This window comes from Pseudomonas oryzihabitans (assembly GCF_007665395.1).
In the GTDB taxonomy this organism is placed as follows: Bacteria; Pseudomonadota; Gammaproteobacteria; order Pseudomonadales; family Pseudomonadaceae; genus Chryseomonas; species Chryseomonas psychrotolerans_C.
This window is the reverse complement of sequence record NZ_VDND01000017.1, coordinates 45,355-63,234: the sequence shown is the minus strand read 5'-3', so window position 1 is coordinate 63,234 and position 17,880 is coordinate 45,355. Positions and strand designations below refer to the sequence as shown.

Sequence of the window (17,880 nt, the reverse complement as noted above, 5' to 3'; positions counted from 1 at the left end):
TGTTGGTCGCGCTTCCAGAATTCCGGGAACGCCCCGGATGAACAACCTACTGAGAGATCACAGCTAGCCCTCGACTGATTCCCACGGGGGCGGCGACGTTGCCCCGCGCAGCGAGCAGGTGTTACCGAACGTAGCCGATTTCAGGCTGAAAGCCTTGCCTGGAGCGACCTCCTTTGGTGCAGGAAGACGCTCGACGCACCGAAACGACACCAAATCTACCGTTTCGACGGCCCTCCTCCCCCTCGGAAAGCGATAACTGCAACCGACGAAGAGCTGGCCCTACATTTGCTTTAGGTTGTACATACATGTATCGGTAACCATTGAGTCATCGATCTAGCCACGTAGCGCCAAGGAGCAAAGATGGGACAGACGCGAGGGTTGAACATGCTGGTAGCAGGCCTGGCCCTGCTAGTGACGGGTGGCCTGGTGCAGGCCAAGGAGTGGACCAGCGTGAAGATCGCCACCGAGGGCGCCTATGAGCCTTGGAACCTCACCCTGCCCGGCGGCAAGCTCGGCGGCTTCGAGATCGAGCTGATGGACAAGCTCTGCCCGCAGATGCAACTGAAGTGCACGTACGTCGTGCAGAACTGGGACGGCATGATCGCCAGTCTCAATGCCGGCAAGGTCGATGTCCTCATGGACGCCATCGTGGTGACCGACGAACGCAAGCAGGCCGTGGCGTTCTCGGTACCCTATGCCCGCACACCGGCCAGCTTCGCGGCCCTCAAGGCCGACCTGTTGCCCGGCGAAACCGGCGCCAAGGGCGTACGGACACTGGCCAACGAGCCGAAGGACATCGCCGCCGGCGTTGCCGACCTGCAGCAGGCCCTGAGCGGCAAGACCATCGGCATCGCTTCGGGCACCGTCTACACCGGCTTCATCGACACCTACTTCGGCAAGATCGCCACCATCCGCGAATACACCACCTCAGCCGAAGCGGTACTGGATCTGACGGCCGGACGCATTGATGCGGTATTCGATGACGTGACATTCCTTAATTCCGTTATGGCGCAGCCGGGCAACCAGCAGGTGGCGCTCACCGGCCCCGAGCTGGCCGGGCCGATCTGGGGCGAGGGCGAAGCCTTGGCCTTCCGCCAGCGCGACCCCGAGCTCAAGGCCAAATTCGATGCCGCGCTCAAGGCAGCGATCGCCGATGGCACCGTGAAGCAGCTCAGCGAGAAATGGTTCAAGGTCGACCTGACGCCTTGACCCCGAGGCGAGGCGGCCCGCGCCGCCTCGCCATCCGTTACGTCACTTCGGGATTCCCTGATGAACCTGCTATCTCTTCTAGGGTTCAGTGAGCGCGGCTGGGGCGCCTCGCTGCTGGCAGCCATGGGCACCACGCTGCTGGTCACCCTCGCCGCCTTGCTGATCGGAGCCCTGTTCGGTGCCCTGGTCGCCTGCGCCAAGCTGTCTCCGCGCCGGTCGCTACGGCTGCTGGGCGAGAGCTATTCGATCCTGTTCCGCGGCGTACCCGAGCTGTTGATCATCTACCTGTTCTTCTTCGGTGGCGCCAGCCTGGTGACTGCCGTCGGCTACTGGTTCGGCGGCGAAGGCTACATCGACCTGCCGCCCTTCTGGGTCGGCGCCCTTACCGTAGGCCTGATCTCCGGCTCCTACCAGGCCGAGGTCTATCGCGGCGCCTTCCTGGCCATCGCCCCGGGCGAGATCGAAGCCGGCCAGGCGATCGGCATGTCGCGGCCGCTGCTGCTGCGCCGCATCATCGTGCCGCTGGTATGGCGCTTCGCCCTACCCGGACTGGGCAACGTCTGGCAGATGAGCCTCAAGGACTCGGCACTGGTCTCGGTGATCGGCCTCGTCGAGCTGATGCGCGCCAGCCAGGTAGCCGCTGGCTCGACCCGTCAGTACTTCACCTTCTACATCATCGCCGGGATTGGCTATCTGCTGCTGACCGGCCTCTCGAGTCGACTGTTCCACGTCGCCGAAGCCCGGGTGCAGCGTACCCAGCGGCCCCTGCCGGGCGGAGCCTAGTCCATGCCAGATTTCCGTTTTCTCGCCGACGTCATGGCGCGGCTGCTGGCCGCGCTGCCCACCACCCTGGGGCTGTTCAGCCTGTCGCTGCTCTGCGGCGTCTCGCTGGCGATACTTGTCGTAACCCTCAGGGTCAGCCGCCGCCCCTGGCTGAGCGCGCCCGCACGGTTCTATATCGCCTTGTTCCGGGGAACGCCGCTGCTGGTCCAGATGTTCCTCATCTACTACGGACTGGGGCAACTCAGCCTGGTCAGGGAGAGCTTCGCCTGGCCGCTGCTGCGCTCGCCCTTTGGCTGCGCGGTACTGTCGCTGGCACTCTGTACCGCTGCCTACACCGCCGAAATCATCCGTGGCGGCCTCCTGGCCGTCCCGCGCGGTCAGATCGAAGCCGCGCTGGCGGTGGGCATGACCCGCTGGCAGGTGCTGCGTACCGTGATAGCCCCCGTCACCCTGCGCCAGGCGCTGCCCGCCTATTCCACCGAGGCCATCCTGCTGGTCAAGTCGACGGCGCTGGCCAGCCTGGTGACGGTCTGGGATGTCACCGGCGTGGCCCAGCAGATCATCCAGCGCACCTATCGCACCATGGAAGTCTTCGTCTGCGCCGCGGCCATCTACCTGGTCCTCAACTTCCTGCTGGTTCGTCTGGTGGCGTGGCTCGAGCGGGCACTGACCCCGCAACGCCGGGTACCGCCTACTCCGCGTGCGGCCAACGCCGCCCAGCCTTCCGCCGATCTATGATTCGCTCCTGGAGCCCGCTATGAGTCAGCAAGCCGCGGCAACACTCGTCGTCAAAGATATCCGCAAGGCCTTCGGCAGCCTGGAGGTGCTCAAGGGCCTCTCGCTGGAGGCGCGACCGGGTGACGTGATCTCCATCCTGGGCGCGAGTGGCTCCGGCAAGAGTACCTTCCTGCGCTGCATCAATCTCCTGGAGACGCCCGACCAGGGCAGCATCAGCCTGGAAGGCCAGGCCATAGCCCTGCAGCGTGGCCGCGATGGCGCACTCAAGGCGACCGATCAGCGCCAGGTCGAATGGTTGCGTACCCGATTGGGCATGGTGTTCCAGAGCTTCAATCTCTGGTCGCACCTCAGCGTGCTGCAGAACGTCATGGAGGGGCCGCTGCGCGTCCTCAGGCGTTCGCCGGCCGATTGCCGCGAGCAGGCCGAGCGGCTGCTGCAACGGGTCGGCCTCTATGAGAGGAAGGACTATTACCCCGCCCAGCTGTCCGGCGGCCAGCAGCAGCGGGTCGCCATCGCCCGTGCCCTGGCCATGGAGCCCGGCGCGCTGCTCTTCGACGAGCCGACGTCGGCACTGGATCCGGAACTGGTGGGCGAGGTGCTCAAGGTCATGCGCGCGCTGGCCGAGGACGGCATGACCATGCTGGTGGTCACCCACGAGATGGGCTTTGCCCGCCATGTGTCCAATCGGGTGGTGTTCATGCACCAGGGCCAGATCGATGCCCAGGGCAGCCCGGAGGAACTCTTCGAGCAGCTGCCGACCGAGCGCTTCCGCCAGTTCGTTTCCAGCCACCAACTGCGGAGCGGCGAGTGATGCCCATGACCCATGCCTCCCCCCCTACCCTGGCCACGGCGACCGTCGTTCGTGGCAGCGCGTCGCTGAGCTGGCAGGACATCGTCGCGGTGGCCCGGAATGGCGCCCTGCTGGAGCTCACAGAAGAGACCTGGCAGCGCATCGATAACGCCCGGGCCATCGTCCAGGGCATCGTGGTCCGCGGCGAACGCGCCTATGGCATCAGCACGGGCCTCGGGGCCCTCTGCGACGTCCTGCTCGAAGGCCCTCAACTGGCCGAGCTGTCGCGCAATACCCTGCTCAGCCATGCCTGTGGCATCGGCGAGCCACTCAGCGACGAGCAGACCCGCGCGATCCTCTGCGTGGCCATCAACAACTACGCCCATGGCTACTCGGGCATCAGCCGCGAGGTCGTCGAGGCCCTCCTCGCACTGCTCAACCTGGGGATCACGCCCCTGGTACCCCGCGATGGCTCGGTGGGCTACCTCACCCACATGGCCCATGTCGGAGTGGCCCTGCTGGGTTACGGCGAGGTCCGCTGGGGCGGCCGCATCCTCAACGCCAGCGACGCCTTGCAGACCGCGAACCTGCCGCCCTTGGTCCTGGGTGCCAAGGACGGCCTGAGCCTGGTCAATGGCACCCCCTGCATGACCGGCCTGAGCTGCCTCGCCCTGGCCGATGCCCACAACCTGGTGGAATGGGCCGATCGGATCGGTGCCATGAGCTTCGAAGCCCTCGGCGGCCAACTCGACGCCTTCGACGAACAGGTACTGGCCCTCAAGCCCCATCCGGGCATGCAACAGGTCGGCGCCAACCTGCGCGCCCAGCTGGCGAACAGCGACGTGGTGGCCAGCTTCCAGGGCCTGCGGACCCAGGATGCCCTGAGCATCCGTTCGATCCCCCAGGTGCATGGCGCCTGTCGCGATCAACTCAGGCACGCCGCGCAGCAGATCGATCTCGAACTGGCCGGGGCGACCGACAACCCCCTGGTGCTGGGCACGCCGGAGGACTATCGCGTGGTTTCCCAGGCCAATCCCCATGGCGAGTCCGTCGCCATGGCAGCCGACCTGCTGGCCATCGCGCTGGTCGAGCTTGGCGGCATCGCCGAGCGGCGCCTCGATCGCCTGGTGAATCCGCTGGTCAGCGGCCTGCCCCCCTTCCTGGTCGCACATCCCGGCGTCAACTCGGGGATGATGATCGCCCAGTACGTGGCAGCCGCCCATGCCGGCGAGAATCGCCAGCTGGCCCAGCCGGCGGTAGTCGACAACTTCGTGACCTCGGCGCTCCAGGAAGACCATCTCAGCATGGGTACGGGCGCGGCGCTCAAGCTCTTGCGGGTGATCGAAAACTCCACCCGGATCCTGGCCATCGAGTACCTGCTGGCTGCCCAGGCCTTCGAGTTCCTCAAGGCGCGGCGCTTCGGCGACGGCACGGCAGAGACCTGGCAGCGGCTGCGCAGCGTGGTACCGCCCTACGAACAGGACCGCTGGCTCGCCCCGGATATCGCCAAGGCGGTCGAGGTGCTCCATGGCAAGCCCTGAGCGAGCGGTGTAGCCGCGTGCCACCCAGGGTCGCGCCAGCCCTCGACGCACGTCACCCTGCGTCGAGGGACGCGTCACGCATTCGCCTACCAGGTGCGGCTCAGCGCTCCGGGGGTAGCCAACGATCACGCCTCCGTAGCTGGCGGCTGCAGGGCGCTGCTGGCCAGAGACGACAGCGGACAGTCCGTTCTGGCGGTCCAGGAAGGTCGAGTGCCTTGCCGTCACAGCGCGGCGCCGGCTCCTGCGCCAGCGCCGGAACCTGACCGGTCCTGCCGCGGCCGCGACCTACAGGCTGAAGCGGGCCACCTGGCGCTCCAGCCCCCGCGCCAGATCGGCCAGGGATTCGCTGGTCTGCAGGATATTATGCACCTCGGCCCGGTTGCGCTCGGACATCTGCGCGGTTTGCTCGACGTTGCGCGCCACGTCCTGGCTGGCGGCATTCTGCTCGCGCAGGGCGAAGGAGATCTGATCCACCACCTGCACCACCTTGCTGGAGCCGTCGCGGATACCGACGATGGCGTCACCCGCCTGGGCCGCCTGGTCGACGCCCCGCTCCACCTCGTTGACCCCGACCTGCATGTTGCTCACGGTATGGCGGACCCCCTCCTGGATCTTCGCGATCATGCCGGAGATCTCCTGGGTCGACTTACCGGTGCGCTGGGCCAGCAGCCGGACCTCGTCGGCCACCACGGCGAAGCCACGGCCCTGCTCGCCGGCCCGGGCCGCTTCGATGGCGGCGTTGAGCGCCAGCAGGTTGGTCTGGTCGGCAATGCCCTGGATGACGCTGACGATCGAGGAGATGTGATCCGAATGCTGGCCCAGCTCGCTGATCTGTTCGGCGGACTTCTGCACGGTCTGGGCAATGCTGTTCATGCTGTGCAGGGTCGCCTGGATGACCTCGCTGCCCTCGCTGGACTGCTGCCCGGAGTGGGTGGTCAGGCGGTGGGCTTCCTCGGCGCTCTCGGCCACGTGGCTGATGCTGACCGAGAGCTCTTCGATGGTGGCCGCCATGGACGACGCCGAATTGGACTGCTCGGTCGCGGTGCCCGCCAATTGCTGGGAAGCCCCATTGATCTGGGCGACGGCCTGACCCAACTGGTGGGCGGCGCCGCCGATCTGCTGCACCATCTCGCGCAGGCTGCCTTGCATGCGCTCCAGCGCCTTGGGCAGCTCGTCGTTGCTATCGGTGTCTATCCGGGTATTCAGCCGGCCCTCGGCCACCGCGTTGGCGGCATCGATGGCCAGTTGCAGGCGGCTGCGGGTGCCGCGGCCCAGTGACAGGGAGGTCACCAGCGCCAGCACGGCCGCCACCAGGCCACCGCCGAAGAGAATCAGCAACAGCTGCCCATTGGCGGCTTCCAGGGCCTGGGTCCGCTTGGCCAGGAGGTTACTTTCGCTGTCGGCCATGCGCGCGATGAGGGTGCGCATGCCATCCATCTTGGCCTTGTCGCGGGCTTCGCCGATCCGCGTCACCAGGGCGATATCCGGTACGCCCTCCCCCTGGGCGCGGCGCTGGGCCAGCAGCGGCTGGAGGTCCTCCTGGTCCCAGGCGGTCTGCAACTTGCGCAGCTCGGCGATGCGCTGCTGCTGCTCCGGGTTGTCGGCGGTGAGGTCGGCGAGGCGCTGGACATGGACCCCGAAGTTCAGGGCGCCGCTCTTGAGCGGTTCGAGGAAAGCGTCGCGACCGGTGATGACGTAGCCACGCATACCGGTTTCCATGTCGACCAGTTGTTGCAGGGTGGTGTCCAGCTCACGCAGCACGTCGTAGGTATGGACGTTCCAGCGGGTGGACTCCTGCATCCGGGCGAAACCGAGATAGCTGATCGCTATCAGGGCGCCGATGATGACGACCATGGCCGCGAAGCCGGCATGGATTCGTTGCGAAATGCTCAAGCGTGCGAACATGGCGTCCATCCTTAATGACATTCCGATAATGATTATTACCAGTTGTCATATGTCGGCCTATTTTTCCCAAACTTGAGGGCCGGCGCGAAGATGACTCGCCTGCAACTGCCGATCTTGACCTTCCCGCGCACAGCCATCGTGAGCGGGCGATCAGGCGTGGGGCGACCGTCGTGAGGGCGGGCGTGGCAGAAGAGCGGTCAGCCGGACAGCGACCTGGCAAGTCGCTCGCGAGGGCCGAACGCGGTGCAGCTCAAGCCGGTACGGCCAGCCCCTTGCTGCGGTACCGGTCGATGTCGATGCCGTAGGCGCCGGAAGGCTTCACGCTGCGGACGCGGATCGGCTGGCCGAGACCATCGAGGGGATCGAGTGCCAGGTCGATGACCCGCTCCGGCCGCGGCTGCTGCTTGGCGTCCAGCACGACCAGCACGCGCGGCTTGAGTTTGCTGTTCGCCTCGACGCCGATGATGATCCCCACCTCGCCGGTACTGAGTTCGACGATCTCGCCGGGGGGATAGATGCCGATCAGCTGGATGAAGGCCAGGACGACCGCCTCGTCGAATTGCGTGCCCTTGGCTTCGAAGAGGATGCGCAATGCCTCGAGACTCGAACGCCCCTCGCTGTAGGCGCGGTCGCTGGTGATGGCGTCATAGGCGTCCACCACGGCGATGATCTTGGCCTTGAAGGGGATCCGCTGGGCCGGCAATTTGCGGGGGTAGCCCCGCCCGTCCATGCGCTCGTGGTGGGAATGGGCCACATCGACCGCCGCCGGAGGCACCTCGCTGTTGCCCATCAGCAACTGGTAACCGAAGGTCGTGTGGGATTGCATGATGAGGAATTCTTCCTCGGTCAAGCGCCCCGGCTTGTTGAGGATCTCGTCCGGTACCTTGAGCTTGCCCACATCGTGCAGCATGCCGCAGACACCGAGCTCTTCCAGCTCCAGTGGCAACATCCCCAGTTCCTTGCCCAGGGCGATGGCATAGAGGGAAACGCGCAGGCAATGCTCCGCGGTGTATTCGTCGCGATCCTTGATGCGGGCCAGCCAGAGGCTCGCCGCCGGGTGCTGCAAGACGCTCTCGACGCACTCGCCGACGGCCCTTCGCACCTCGCCGACATTGAGTTCCTTACCGAATCTGACGGCATCGAGCATCCGGATCGACACGTCGCGGGCTTCGCGCCACACCGGCTCCGCGACCTGGACGGCCTGACGGTAATCGATGGCATAGGTCTTGGTCTGGGCGCTGGGGGCGGTAATCGCGGCGGTCAGGTCCGCCGCCCTGCTCTGGCGCCGGTCGACCCAGACGAACTCGCAGGTCTGCTGCAGGGTACGGATCTCGTGGGCGTTCTGGATGGGAAAGCCCTGGAACAGAAACGGAGTGCCTTCCCAGGGACGATCCAGCTCGCAGACATACATGCCCAACTGCAACTGGGTGACATGTACGCGGACGCTGTAGGGGGACAGATCCATTTTCCTTCCCGGCGAGCGCGGTGATGGCTCTGGTCGATATGCGAATTGCACTATCTATTGATAGCAAAAAGCCATGGCCGGTAGAAGTAGACAGGCCCTCCGCGCCGATGAGCCGACGAAAACGGGTCGCCAGAGGTAGCGTAGCGACAGACTGGCGCCCTTATCCGCCGGCTTGGCCGTCTGCCCGCAGCGCCATCCCGGGGTCTGGTTACAGGCTCTCGGCCCTGCTCCTGCGATGTATCGCGCTGAGGACTTTGGCGTGGCGGGTGAAGCGTCCTTTCCAGGGTGCAGCGGTTCTTCCCCAAACAAGCCGGTCCCGCAGGGACAGTAGCTGACCCGACCTCACCACGTTGCACCGTTTGGCAAAATCGCCACTGAACGGGTCTAGCACCGCATTTTCAGCCACCCTAGAATGAGAAGCAGTCTACATTTTTCGATGTGAAGAACGGACATCTCACCATGCAGGCTCTACCCCTCCCGCACGCATCAACGGATGATGCCTTCGCGCCACCGCCCCTCATCTCGGTGGTCGTTCCTTGCTTCAATGCCGGCCGCTACCTCGAGGAAGGCTTGGCCAGCATCTTCGCCCAGGATTATCCGCGCTTCGACGTCATCGTTGTCGATGATGGATCGACCGACGATAGCCTGCAGCGCTTGCAAGAACTGCAAGCGCGCTACGAGTTCCTGCTGCTCAGCCAGCCCAACGCCGGCGTCAGCGCAGCCCTGAATACCGGACTGGCATATGCCCGGGGCACTTACATAGCCACCCCCGATCTGGACGACCTGATGCTGCCGCAGTCCTTGAGGATTCGTGCGGCCTTCCTGGAAAGGCATCCCGAAACGCCTTGCGTCGGCGCGCTGGTCAGCTTCATGGATAGCGAAGGCAATTGGCTCAAGGACGAGCACGCCACCAGCATCCGTTGGCTGAGCTTCGCTGAAGTCTTACGCGAGACATGCGTCCTCGGTGCGCCGGTGGCGCTCTACCGCAAAGCCGTACTCGAGCAGGTGGGTGGCTATGATCCGGCGATTCGGGTCCAAGACTTCCAGATGACGCTGAAGATCGCCGCCTTGGGCCAGCCCATCGCCATCCTGCCCGAACGGGTAACCCGCTACCGCCGCCACGCGGGCAATCTCTCGCGGCGCTACCGAGTGCTGCTGGAGGCGGATCTGCTGGCCATCGCGCCCTATCAAGATCACCCCGCCTATCCGCAAGGGCATACCTCGGTCGTCAACAAGGCGCTGAAGTACGCCGTACGCCATGACAAGCTCGAAGCGCTGCGCATGCTACGCCTCATTCCGCTGCAGCGCATGAATGGCACCACCTTGCACCGTATACGCCGCCTGCTCACACCTTACCGGCCCTCCAGGAAGTAGCGCCATGATCTCCATCGTCATCTGCTCGGTGAAGCCCGAGCTGCTCGAAGCCGTCACCCGCAACATCGAAGCCACGATCGGCGTCCCCTACCAGCTGATCGCCCTCGACAACCGCCAGGCCAATCGCGGACTCTGCGCCGTCTACAACGAGGGCGCACAACGGGCACGACACGACCTCGTCTGTTTCATGCATGAAGATGTGGAGTTCGTGGAAACGGACTGGGGACTGCGGGTGATCGACCACTTCCAGGACGATGACCAATTGGGGGCGATCGGCGTCGCTGGGGCACGCTTCAAGAGTCGCGGGCCCTCCGGCTGGATGACCGCAGGCAGAGCCGAGACGAATTGCATGCACCTTCATCAGCGCCACCGCGATGGGACGGACAACTTGTTCCATCTGCGTCCGGCGGACGATGAGCGCCCACGCCAACCGGTCTGTACCCTGGATGGCGTCTGGATCTGCACGCGCCGTAGCGTGGCGCTGGAACTCCCCTTCAACGAAGCCTTGCCACCGTTCCACTTCTACGACATCGACTTCGCCCTGCGCGTGAGCCGGCGCTATGACGTCGCCGTGATCTATGACGTCGGCCTGCGCCACTTTTCCGAAGGCCATTTCGACGCGCAGTGGATGAGAGCCGCGCTCGACTACCAGAGCCTGCGCAAAGAGGTAGTAGCCTGCGTTGCGCCGGGTGCCGATGACTTATCGATCACCCTGCAGGAGCAGCGTGGCACACGCTTCTGGCTGAAGTTCCTGCGCAAGGTGAAGGCCCCGTGGCGTCTGCGTTGGGCGTGGCTGCAGGCAAGTGGCGCCCTGACCGATCCCGCGCTGTGGTGGTTGGCAGCCAAGTTTCTTTGCTATTACCCACTGAAATTTCGCTGAGCAAGCCAAGGCGGCAATGCCGACAAGCCATGATCTGCCGGGGTCGTTCGCCCTCTGCTCGGCAAATCGCCTGCAGCGTCCCAGACGATGAGTGAGCCGAACGCTACCGCTTGGCATTCAACCTGCCATAGGCCGCCAGCAGGGTACGTTCGGACTGGACCAGGTAGCTTTCCAGGGCGGCGCAGGCCGCAGCGGGCTGGCCTTCTTCCAGCAGCTTGATGATGGTGGCGTTCATTTCCAGGTAGGGCCCGTGCAGGAACTCGGGGTCCTTGAGCAGCCCGAAGGCGAGTCTGAGCTCCGCGGACAGCTGCCCGTAGAAGGCCGACAGGCGCGGACTGTCGGCCAATTCGACGATGGCCGCGTGGAAGGCCATGTTCGCCGTGCCGACCGCCACCCAATCCTGGGCGTCGCGGGCGTGCTGGGCCGCATTCACCGCCTCGCGCATCCGCAGGGCGCCGGGATGGCGTGGATAGGCCTGGGCCAGGGCCTGACACTCGATCAGCCGCCGGACCCGGTAGATGTCGACGATGGTGGCCATGTCGGGGACGGAGACGAAGACGCCACGATTGGGTTCGTGCCGGAGCAGCCCCTCCTGGGTCAGCACCCGGAAGGCTTCCCGCAGGGTATTGCGCGAGATCTGCAGGCTTTCCGCCAGCGCCGCCTCGGAAAGCCGCTGGCCCGGCTTGAGTTCACCGGCCACCAGTTTGCGGCGGATTTCGTCGGTGACCGTCTCCCCCAGGGGCCGGGGTTGGTCAGGCAGCGCAGTGGTCACAGGATCGCTCCGATAGGGGTAGGGCCACGCTGATGGTGTCTGAGGGGGCCGCCGTACGCAAGCGATGGGAACTGTGCACCATCGGGTAGCACCCTTGGGCACTTAGGTAACATCCCGGTGCATTTTGCCTGACCAAACAACCAATATTGTTGAACAATAAATACATCTTCAATCAACGATTTATCCCGTTTTCCTGGTTCATGGCATGGAGGTTGCCTTGCTGGAGGCCTGATTCCTCAGTTCAGGGATGTCCCCCGTGACCCAGACCGCCAGTGCTTTCACCAAGGACCGCCGCTCGTCATTGATCGCCGCCATCTTCCTGATGGCGACCTCGGCCATCGGCCCAGGCTTCCTGACCCAGACCGCCACCTTCACGGCCAAGCTGGGCGCTGCCTTCGCCTTCGGCATCCTCGCCTCCATCCTCATCGACTTCGTGGTACAGCTGAACGTCTGGCGCATCGTCGCCCTGACCCGCATGCGCGCCTCCGACATCGCCAACGCGGCCGTGCCCGGCAGCGGCTACCTGCTGGCGGTGCTGGTGATCTCCGGTGGCCTAGTGTTCAGCCTGGGCAACATCGCTGGCGCCGGCCTGGGCCTGAACGCCCTGCTCGGCCTGGATCCGGCCTGGGGTGGCGCCCTCAGCGCCCTGGTGGCGATCGGCATCTTCCTGTCGCACCGCGCCGGGGTGGCCATGGACCGCATCATGGTGGTGCTCGGGGTGTTCAAGGTGGCGCTGATCGTGATCGCCTGCTTCGCCTCCCACCCGCCCGTCGGCGAGGCCCTGCGCCAGACGATCTTCCCGGACGTGCTGGATTTCGCCTCCATCACCACCATCGTCGGGGGTACGGTGGGCGGCTACATCACCTATGCCGGCGCCCACCGCCTGCTGGACCGTGGCACCGTCGGGGTGGAAAACCTCGACGCCGTGTCCAAGGCCGCGCTGAGTGGCATCCTGGTCACCGGCATCGCCCGCTACGTGCTGTTCCTGGCCATCTTCGGAGTGGTCGCCAGCGGGGTGGTGATCGACATCTCCGGCCAGGCCGCCAATCCGGCGGCCCAGGCCTTCGACGCCAGTCTCGGCGAATACGGCCTGCGGGTGTTCGGCCTGATCCTCTGGGCCGCCGGCATCAGCAGCATCATCGGTGCCGCCTACACCTCCATGACCTTCATCACCGTGTTCTCGAAGCACATCACCGAACGGGCGCGCAACCTCTGCACCGTGGTCTTCGTGCTGATCGCCCTGGCCATCTACCTGTCGATCGGCAAGCCGCCAGCGGCCCTGCTGGTGTTCGCCGGTGGCTTCAACGGCCTGATCCTGCCGCTCGGCCTGACCCTGTTCATGTACGTGGGCTGGCGCCGCTCCGACCTCATGGAGGGCTACCACTACCCGCGCTGGCTGCTGGTGCTCGGCGCCCTTACTTGCCTGCTGTCGTGGTACATGGCGGTCAAGTCCGCCGGCCCCATCTTCGCCCTGCTCAACGCCGCCTGATTTCGGGAGAACCCTATGCCGACCATCGATCTGAACAGCGACCTGGGCGAAAGCTTCGGTCAGTGGCGGATGGGCGACGATGCCGCCATGCTCGACCTCGTCACCAGCGCCAACGTCGCCTGTGGCTTCCACGCCGGTGATCCGGCAGGGATCCTGCGCACCCTGCAGGCGGCCGCCGCCAAGGGGGTCGCCGTGGGTGCCCATGTCGCCTACCCTGACCTGGTGGGCTTCGGCCGCCGCAACCTGGACATCGCCAGCGACGAGCTGACCGCCGATGTGCTCTACCAGATCGGCGCCCTGCAAGCCCTGGCGCGCGCCGCCGGGACGCGGGTGACCTACGTCAAGCCGCACGGTGCCCTGTACAACACCATCGCCCAGGACCAGCGCCAGGCGCAGGCGGTGATCGCCGCCCTGCGCCAGCTGGACGAAGGCCTGGTGCTGGTCTGCCTGGCCGGTTCGCCGCTGCTCGGCTGGGCCCGGGAAGCCGGCCTGACCTGCGTCGCCGAGGCTTTCGCCGATCGCGCCTATACGCCCGAGGGCGCCCTGGTCTCGCGGCGCCTCCCCGGCGCCGTGCTGCACGATGCCGAACTCGTCGCCCAGCGCATGCTGCGCCTGGTGCAGGACGGCGTGGTGGAAGCCATCGACGGCAGCCTGACACCCATCGAGGCCGACTCCATCTGCGTGCACGGCGACAGCCCCGGCGCGGTGGACATGGCCCGAGCCCTGCGTCGCCATCTCGAACTCGCCGGGGTCACCCCCCGCGCCTTCACGGAGGTCCACCCATGAATCCGCTCAAAGCCGCCCAGGATGCCGCCATCGCCGCCGCCCGTGAGGCCCGTGCCCGTTACCGCGACGGCCTGGTCGCCCCCAGCGCCGGCGTCGCCCCCGGCATGACCCAGGCCAATCTCATCGCCCTGCCGCGCGACTGGGCCTACGACTTCCTGCTCTATGCCCAGCGCAATCCCCAGGCCTGCCCGGTGCTGGACGTCACCGACGCCGGCAGCTATGCCACGCCTTTGGCCGAGGGCGCCGACCTGCGCACCGACCTGCCGCTGTATCGCGTCTGGCGCGACGGGGTGCTGGCGGAAGAAGTGGCCGACGGCCGCGCCGCCTGGGCCGAGCACGCAGACCTGGTGACCTTCCTGATCGGCTGCAGCTTCACCTTCGAGACCGGCCTGCTGGAAGCCGGCATCGAGATCCGCCACATCACCGATGGCTGCAACGTGCCCATGTACCGCACCAATCGCGCCTGCCGTCCGGCCGGCCGCCTGCATGGCGAGATGGTGGTGTCCATGCGTCCCATCCCCGCCGAGCGGGTCGCCGAGGCGGCCACCATCACCGCCCGCTATCCGGCGGTGCATGGCGCCCCGGTGCATATCGGCGAGCCGGCGCGGCTGGGCATCGCCGACCTGGCGCGGCCGGACTTCGGCGATGCCGTGCGCGTCGAGCCGGGTGAGATCCCGGTGTTCTGGGGCTGCGGCGTCACCCCCCAGGCGGCGGTCATGGCCTCCAAGGTGCCCTTCGCCATCACCCATGCGCCCGGCCACATGTTCATCACCGACGTGCCCGATCGCACCTATCACGTCTAGGAGAAGCCCTTGCGTTTTCTGCCCGTCAACCTGGATGCGCTGCTGGTGGAGCTGGCCGATCTTGACGAGACCCTGGCCCTGTTCGATGCCCTGCAGGCCAGGCCGCTCCCCGGGATCGAGGAGATCGTCCCGGCGGCCCGCACCCTGCTCATCCAGTTTCGCCCCAGCGCCCTGAAAGCCGCCGACCTGGTCGACCATCTCGCCGCCCTGCCCCTCGGCGGCGGCGCCCGGGAGGCCGGCAAGTTGGTCGAGATCCCGGTGCATTACAACGGCGAGGACCTGGACGACGTCGCCCAGTTGCTCGGCCTGAGCGTGGCCGAGGTGATCCGTCGCCATACCGGCAGCGACTACCAGGTGGCCTTCTGCGGCTTTGCCCCGGGCTTCGGCTATCTGAGCGGCGGGCCCGGCTTCCAGGTGCCGCGGCGCAGCTCGCCGCGTACCCGGGTACCGGCCGGCTCGGTGGCCATCGCCGGCGGTTTCGCCGCCGTCTATCCCCAGGCCAGCCCCGGCGGTTGGCAACTGCTGGGGGTAACGCCCCTGCACCTCTGGGATCTGACGCGCCCGGAGCCGGCCCTGCTCCGTCCCGGCTACCGGGTGCGCTTCCGCGACGCCGGCCCGCTGCCGGCAGGCGGCCTGCCCGAGGCGCCGGTCGCGGCACCTGCCGCGCCGATCACCGCGGAGTATCTGGACATCGTCAGCCCCGGCCTGCGTACCCTGCTGCAGGATCTCGGCCGCCCGGGCCAGACCGGCCAGGGCGTCTCCGCTTCCGGCGCCCTGGATCGCGGCGCCCTGCGCGCGGCCAATCGCGCGGTGGGCAATGCCCCCGACAGCGGCTGCCTGGAAATCCTGCTGGGCGGCTTCAGCTGCGTCTGCCACGGCCAGGCCCTGGTCGCCGTCACCGGCGCTCCGGCGCCGCTTGAGGTGCTCACCCGCGCCGGTCGCCGCCTGCAACCCGCGCCGTACCAGCCCTTCCTCTTGGAAGACGGCGACCGCCTCAGCCTGGGCAGTCCGCCCACGGGCTTGCGCAGTTACCTGGCACTGCGCGGCGGCTTCGCCGTGGCGCCGGTACTGGGTAGCCTGGCGCGCGATACCCTGGCCAACGTCGGCCCGGCGCCCCTGGCCGCTGGCGACCGCCTGGGCTGCTATCCCAGCGTCGGCGGCGCAGCCGTGTCCTGTAGCGAAAGCCCGCCCGTGACGCTGCCCAGCGCCGACCAGGAGGTGGTGCTCGACGTGGTCCTCGGCCCGCGCAGCGACTGGTTCACCGCCGCCGCCCTGGAGACCCTGGCCGGGCAGAGCTGGCGCGTCACGCCCCAGTCCGACCGGGTCGGCATCCGCCTGGCCGGCGAGACGCCCCTGGAGCGCCAGGTGGCCGGCGAGCTGCCCAGCGAAGGCACCGCCCTGGGCGCCATCCAGGTGCCGCCCAACGGCCAGCCGGTGCTGTTCCTCGCCGACCATCCGCTCACCGGCGGCTATCCGGTGATCGGCGCCGTCGCCAGCCACCACCTGGACCTGGCCGGACAGATCCCGGTCGGCGCCCGTATCCGCTTCAATCCGCTGGGCCCCTTCGCCGAACTGCGCCCCAGCGCTTCTCCCGCTGCCGAGAACACCCCATGAAAAAAGTCCTGATCGCCAACCGCGGCGAGATCGCCGTCCGCATCGTCCGCGCCTGCCGTGACTACGGCGTGGCCTCGGTGGCCGTCTACGCCGACGCCGACTTCGACGCCCTCCACGTGCACCTGGCCGACGAAGCCTATGGCCTGAACGGCCAGCGCCCGGCCGAAACCTACCTGGACATCGCCAAGCTGCTGGACGTGGCCCGCCGCGCCGGTGCCGATGCCGTCCACCCGGGCTACGGCTTCCTCTCCGAGCGCGCCGACTTCGCCCGGGCGGTGCAGGCGGCCGGCCTGACCTGGATCGGCCCGGACCCGGACACCATCGATGCGCTGGGCGATAAGGTACAGGCCCGGCGCATCGCCCTGGGCGTCGGTGCCCCTCTGGTGGCCGGTACCGAAGACCCGGTGAACGGCGCCGCCGAGGTGCTGGCCTTCGCCGAGGCGCACGGGCTGCCGATCGCCATCAAGGCGGCCTTCGGCGGCGGCGGCCGCGGCCTCAAGGTGGCCTGGCGCCTGGACGAGGTGGCCGAGCTGTACGAATCGGCGGTCCGCGAGGCCACGGCCGCCTTCGGCCGCGGCGAATGCTTCGTCGAGCGCTTCCTCGACCGCCCGCGGCACATCGAAGCCCAGGTCCTGGCCGACCGCCATGGCCGGGTCGAGGTGGTGGGCACCCGCGATTGCTCGCTGCAGCGGCGCAATCAGAAACTGGTGGAAGAGGCGCCCGCGCCCTTCCTGGACGACACCTTGCGCCAGCGCATCCACGCCTCCGCCCGCGACATCTGCGCTGCTGCCGGCTACGTCGGCGCCGGCACCGTGGAATTCCTGCTGAGCCAGGACAGCACCCTGTCCTTCCTGGAGGTCAACACCCGCTTGCAGGTGGAGCACCCGGTCACCGAGGAAACCAGCGGTCTGGATCTGGTGGTAGAGCAGCTGCGCATCGCCGACGGCCTGCCGCTGTCCTTCAGCGAGGTACCGGCACCGCGCGGACACAGCTTCGAATTCCGCATCAACGCCGAGGATCCGGGTCGCGGCTTCCTGCCCACCCCGGGCCCCATCACCGCCTTCCGCGCGCCCAGCGGTCCTGGCATCCGCCTGGACAGCGGCGTGGCGGCCGGCTCCCAGGTGGCGCCCAACTTCGACTCCATGGTCGCCAAGCTGATCGTCACCGGCGCCACCCGCGAGCAGGCCATCGCCCGCGCCCGCCGTGCCCTGGCCGAGTTCAGCATAGAAGGCGTGGCCACGGTGCTGCCCTTCCACCAGGCGGTGATGGCCCACGCCGACTTCACCGGCGGAGCCTTCGCGGTACACACCCGCTGGATCGAGACGGTATTCGCCGAGCAGATCGCCCTGGCGCCACGCAACGAGCCGGCGGACGACGGCGTGCTACGCACCTTCGTCGAGATCGATGGCCGCCGCCATGCCCTCGGCCTGCCCAGCGCCCTGCTACGCGGCCTGGCGATGGCAGCGCCGGGCGAAGGGCTTGCCAAGGCGGACGAAGGCAGCCCCGAGCTCCAGGCCAATGCGGTGGTCGCCGCCGTCGCGGGCAACCTGCATGCCTGGGTCGTCGCGGAGGGCGAGACCGTAGCGGCCGGCCAGGTCGTCGCCGTGATGGAGGCGATGAAGATGGAAACCCAGGTGACCGCGCCCTGCGCGGGCCGCCTGGTGATCGCCCAGCAAGCGGGCGGCTATCATCCGGCCGGTACGCTCCTGGCGACCATCGAGGACTGAAAGA

At 67.2% G+C, this 17,880-nt stretch carries 15 protein-coding genes; 12 read left to right on the top strand and 3 right to left on the bottom strand.

The window, feature by feature from the left end:
- Positions 1–360: 360 nt before the first annotated feature.
- Genes FSV73_RS24510 through hutH form a run of 5 tightly spaced genes read left to right on the top strand, consistent with a single transcriptional unit; the run spans position 361 to position 5,061 of the window.
- Positions 361–1,209 (top strand): transporter substrate-binding domain-containing protein, encoded by an 849-nt coding sequence (locus FSV73_RS24510; protein WP_145012878.1) that lies wholly within the window; start codon positions 361–363, stop codon positions 1,207–1,209.
- A gap of 60 nt (positions 1,210–1,269) precedes the next feature.
- Positions 1,270–1,992, top strand: coding sequence for an ABC transporter permease (locus tag FSV73_RS24505; RefSeq protein WP_145012876.1), 723 nt, complete (start codon positions 1,270–1,272; stop codon positions 1,990–1,992).
- Positions 1,993–1,995: 3 nt separating this feature from the next.
- Positions 1,996–2,730: an ABC transporter permease gene (locus tag FSV73_RS24500; protein ID WP_145012874.1), complete on the top strand. Its 735-nt coding sequence runs from the start codon at positions 1,996–1,998 to the stop codon at positions 2,728–2,730.
- Between the two features lie 19 nt (positions 2,731–2,749).
- Positions 2,750–3,541 (top strand): ABC transporter ATP-binding protein, encoded by a 792-nt coding sequence (locus FSV73_RS24495; RefSeq protein WP_145012872.1) that lies wholly within the window; start codon positions 2,750–2,752, stop codon positions 3,539–3,541.
- 5 nt (positions 3,542–3,546) lie between these two features.
- Positions 3,547–5,061, top strand: coding sequence for a histidine ammonia-lyase (gene hutH, locus FSV73_RS24490; protein ID WP_260856161.1), 1,515 nt, complete (start codon positions 3,547–3,549; stop codon positions 5,059–5,061).
- Positions 5,062–5,346: 285 nt separating this feature from the next.
- Here the strand turns inward: hutH and FSV73_RS24485 are convergent, their stop codons facing one another.
- Together FSV73_RS24485 and FSV73_RS24480 are read right to left on the bottom strand one after the other, a co-directional pair.
- The gene (locus FSV73_RS24485; RefSeq protein WP_145012868.1) at positions 5,347–6,966 is read right to left on the bottom strand and encodes a methyl-accepting chemotaxis protein; all 1,620 of its coding nucleotides are present in this window, start codon (positions 6,964–6,966) and stop codon (positions 5,347–5,349) included.
- A gap of 250 nt (positions 6,967–7,216) precedes the next feature.
- A complete protein-coding gene (locus tag FSV73_RS24480) occupies positions 7,217–8,431 on the bottom strand; it encodes an HD-GYP domain-containing protein (RefSeq protein ID WP_145012866.1) in 1,215 nt (404 codons plus the stop codon).
- Between the two features lie 459 nt (positions 8,432–8,890).
- On the opposite strand from FSV73_RS24480, the gene FSV73_RS24475 reads away from it, so the two are divergent.
- Positions 8,891–9,805, top strand: coding sequence for a glycosyltransferase family 2 protein (locus FSV73_RS24475; protein ID WP_145012864.1), 915 nt, complete (start codon positions 8,891–8,893; stop codon positions 9,803–9,805).
- A 4-nt stretch (positions 9,806–9,809) separates the two neighbouring features.
- Positions 9,810–10,685 (top strand): glycosyltransferase, encoded by an 876-nt coding sequence (locus FSV73_RS24470; protein ID WP_186309336.1) that lies wholly within the window; start codon positions 9,810–9,812, stop codon positions 10,683–10,685.
- 103 nt (positions 10,686–10,788) lie between these two features.
- Here FSV73_RS24470 and FSV73_RS24465 read toward each other — a convergent pair whose 3' ends face one another.
- On the bottom strand, positions 10,789–11,457 hold the full coding sequence (locus FSV73_RS24465; RefSeq protein WP_145012860.1) for a GntR family transcriptional regulator: 669 nt from the start codon (positions 11,455–11,457) through the stop codon (positions 10,789–10,791).
- Positions 11,458–11,704: 247 nt separating this feature from the next.
- Here FSV73_RS24465 and FSV73_RS24460 point away from each other — a divergent pair, with 247 nt between their 5' ends.
- The 5 genes from FSV73_RS24460 to FSV73_RS24440 are packed head-to-tail and all read left to right on the top strand — an operon-like array spanning position 11,705 to position 17,876.
- Entirely contained in the window at positions 11,705–12,946 is a 1,242-nt protein-coding gene (locus FSV73_RS24460; protein ID WP_186309335.1) for an NRAMP family divalent metal transporter, read from the top strand.
- Positions 12,947–12,961: 15 nt separating this feature from the next.
- Positions 12,962–13,732 (top strand): LamB/YcsF family protein, encoded by a 771-nt coding sequence (locus FSV73_RS24455; protein ID WP_145012856.1) that lies wholly within the window; start codon positions 12,962–12,964, stop codon positions 13,730–13,732.
- Positions 13,729–14,535, top strand: a complete 807-nt coding sequence (locus FSV73_RS24450; protein ID WP_058779384.1) for a putative hydro-lyase — start codon at positions 13,729–13,731, stop codon at positions 14,533–14,535. The genes FSV73_RS24455 and FSV73_RS24450 overlap by 4 nt, the downstream gene beginning before the upstream one ends.
- Positions 14,536–14,544: 9 nt before the next feature.
- The gene (locus FSV73_RS24445) at positions 14,545–16,149 is read left to right on the top strand and encodes a 5-oxoprolinase/urea amidolyase family protein (RefSeq protein ID WP_145012854.1); all 1,605 of its coding nucleotides are present in this window, start codon (positions 14,545–14,547) and stop codon (positions 16,147–16,149) included.
- Entirely contained in the window at positions 16,146–17,876 is a 1,731-nt protein-coding gene (locus tag FSV73_RS24440) for an acetyl/propionyl/methylcrotonyl-CoA carboxylase subunit alpha (RefSeq protein ID WP_145012852.1), read from the top strand. Before FSV73_RS24445 ends, FSV73_RS24440 begins: the two co-directional genes overlap by 4 nt.
- Positions 17,877–17,880 lie beyond the last annotated feature (4 nt).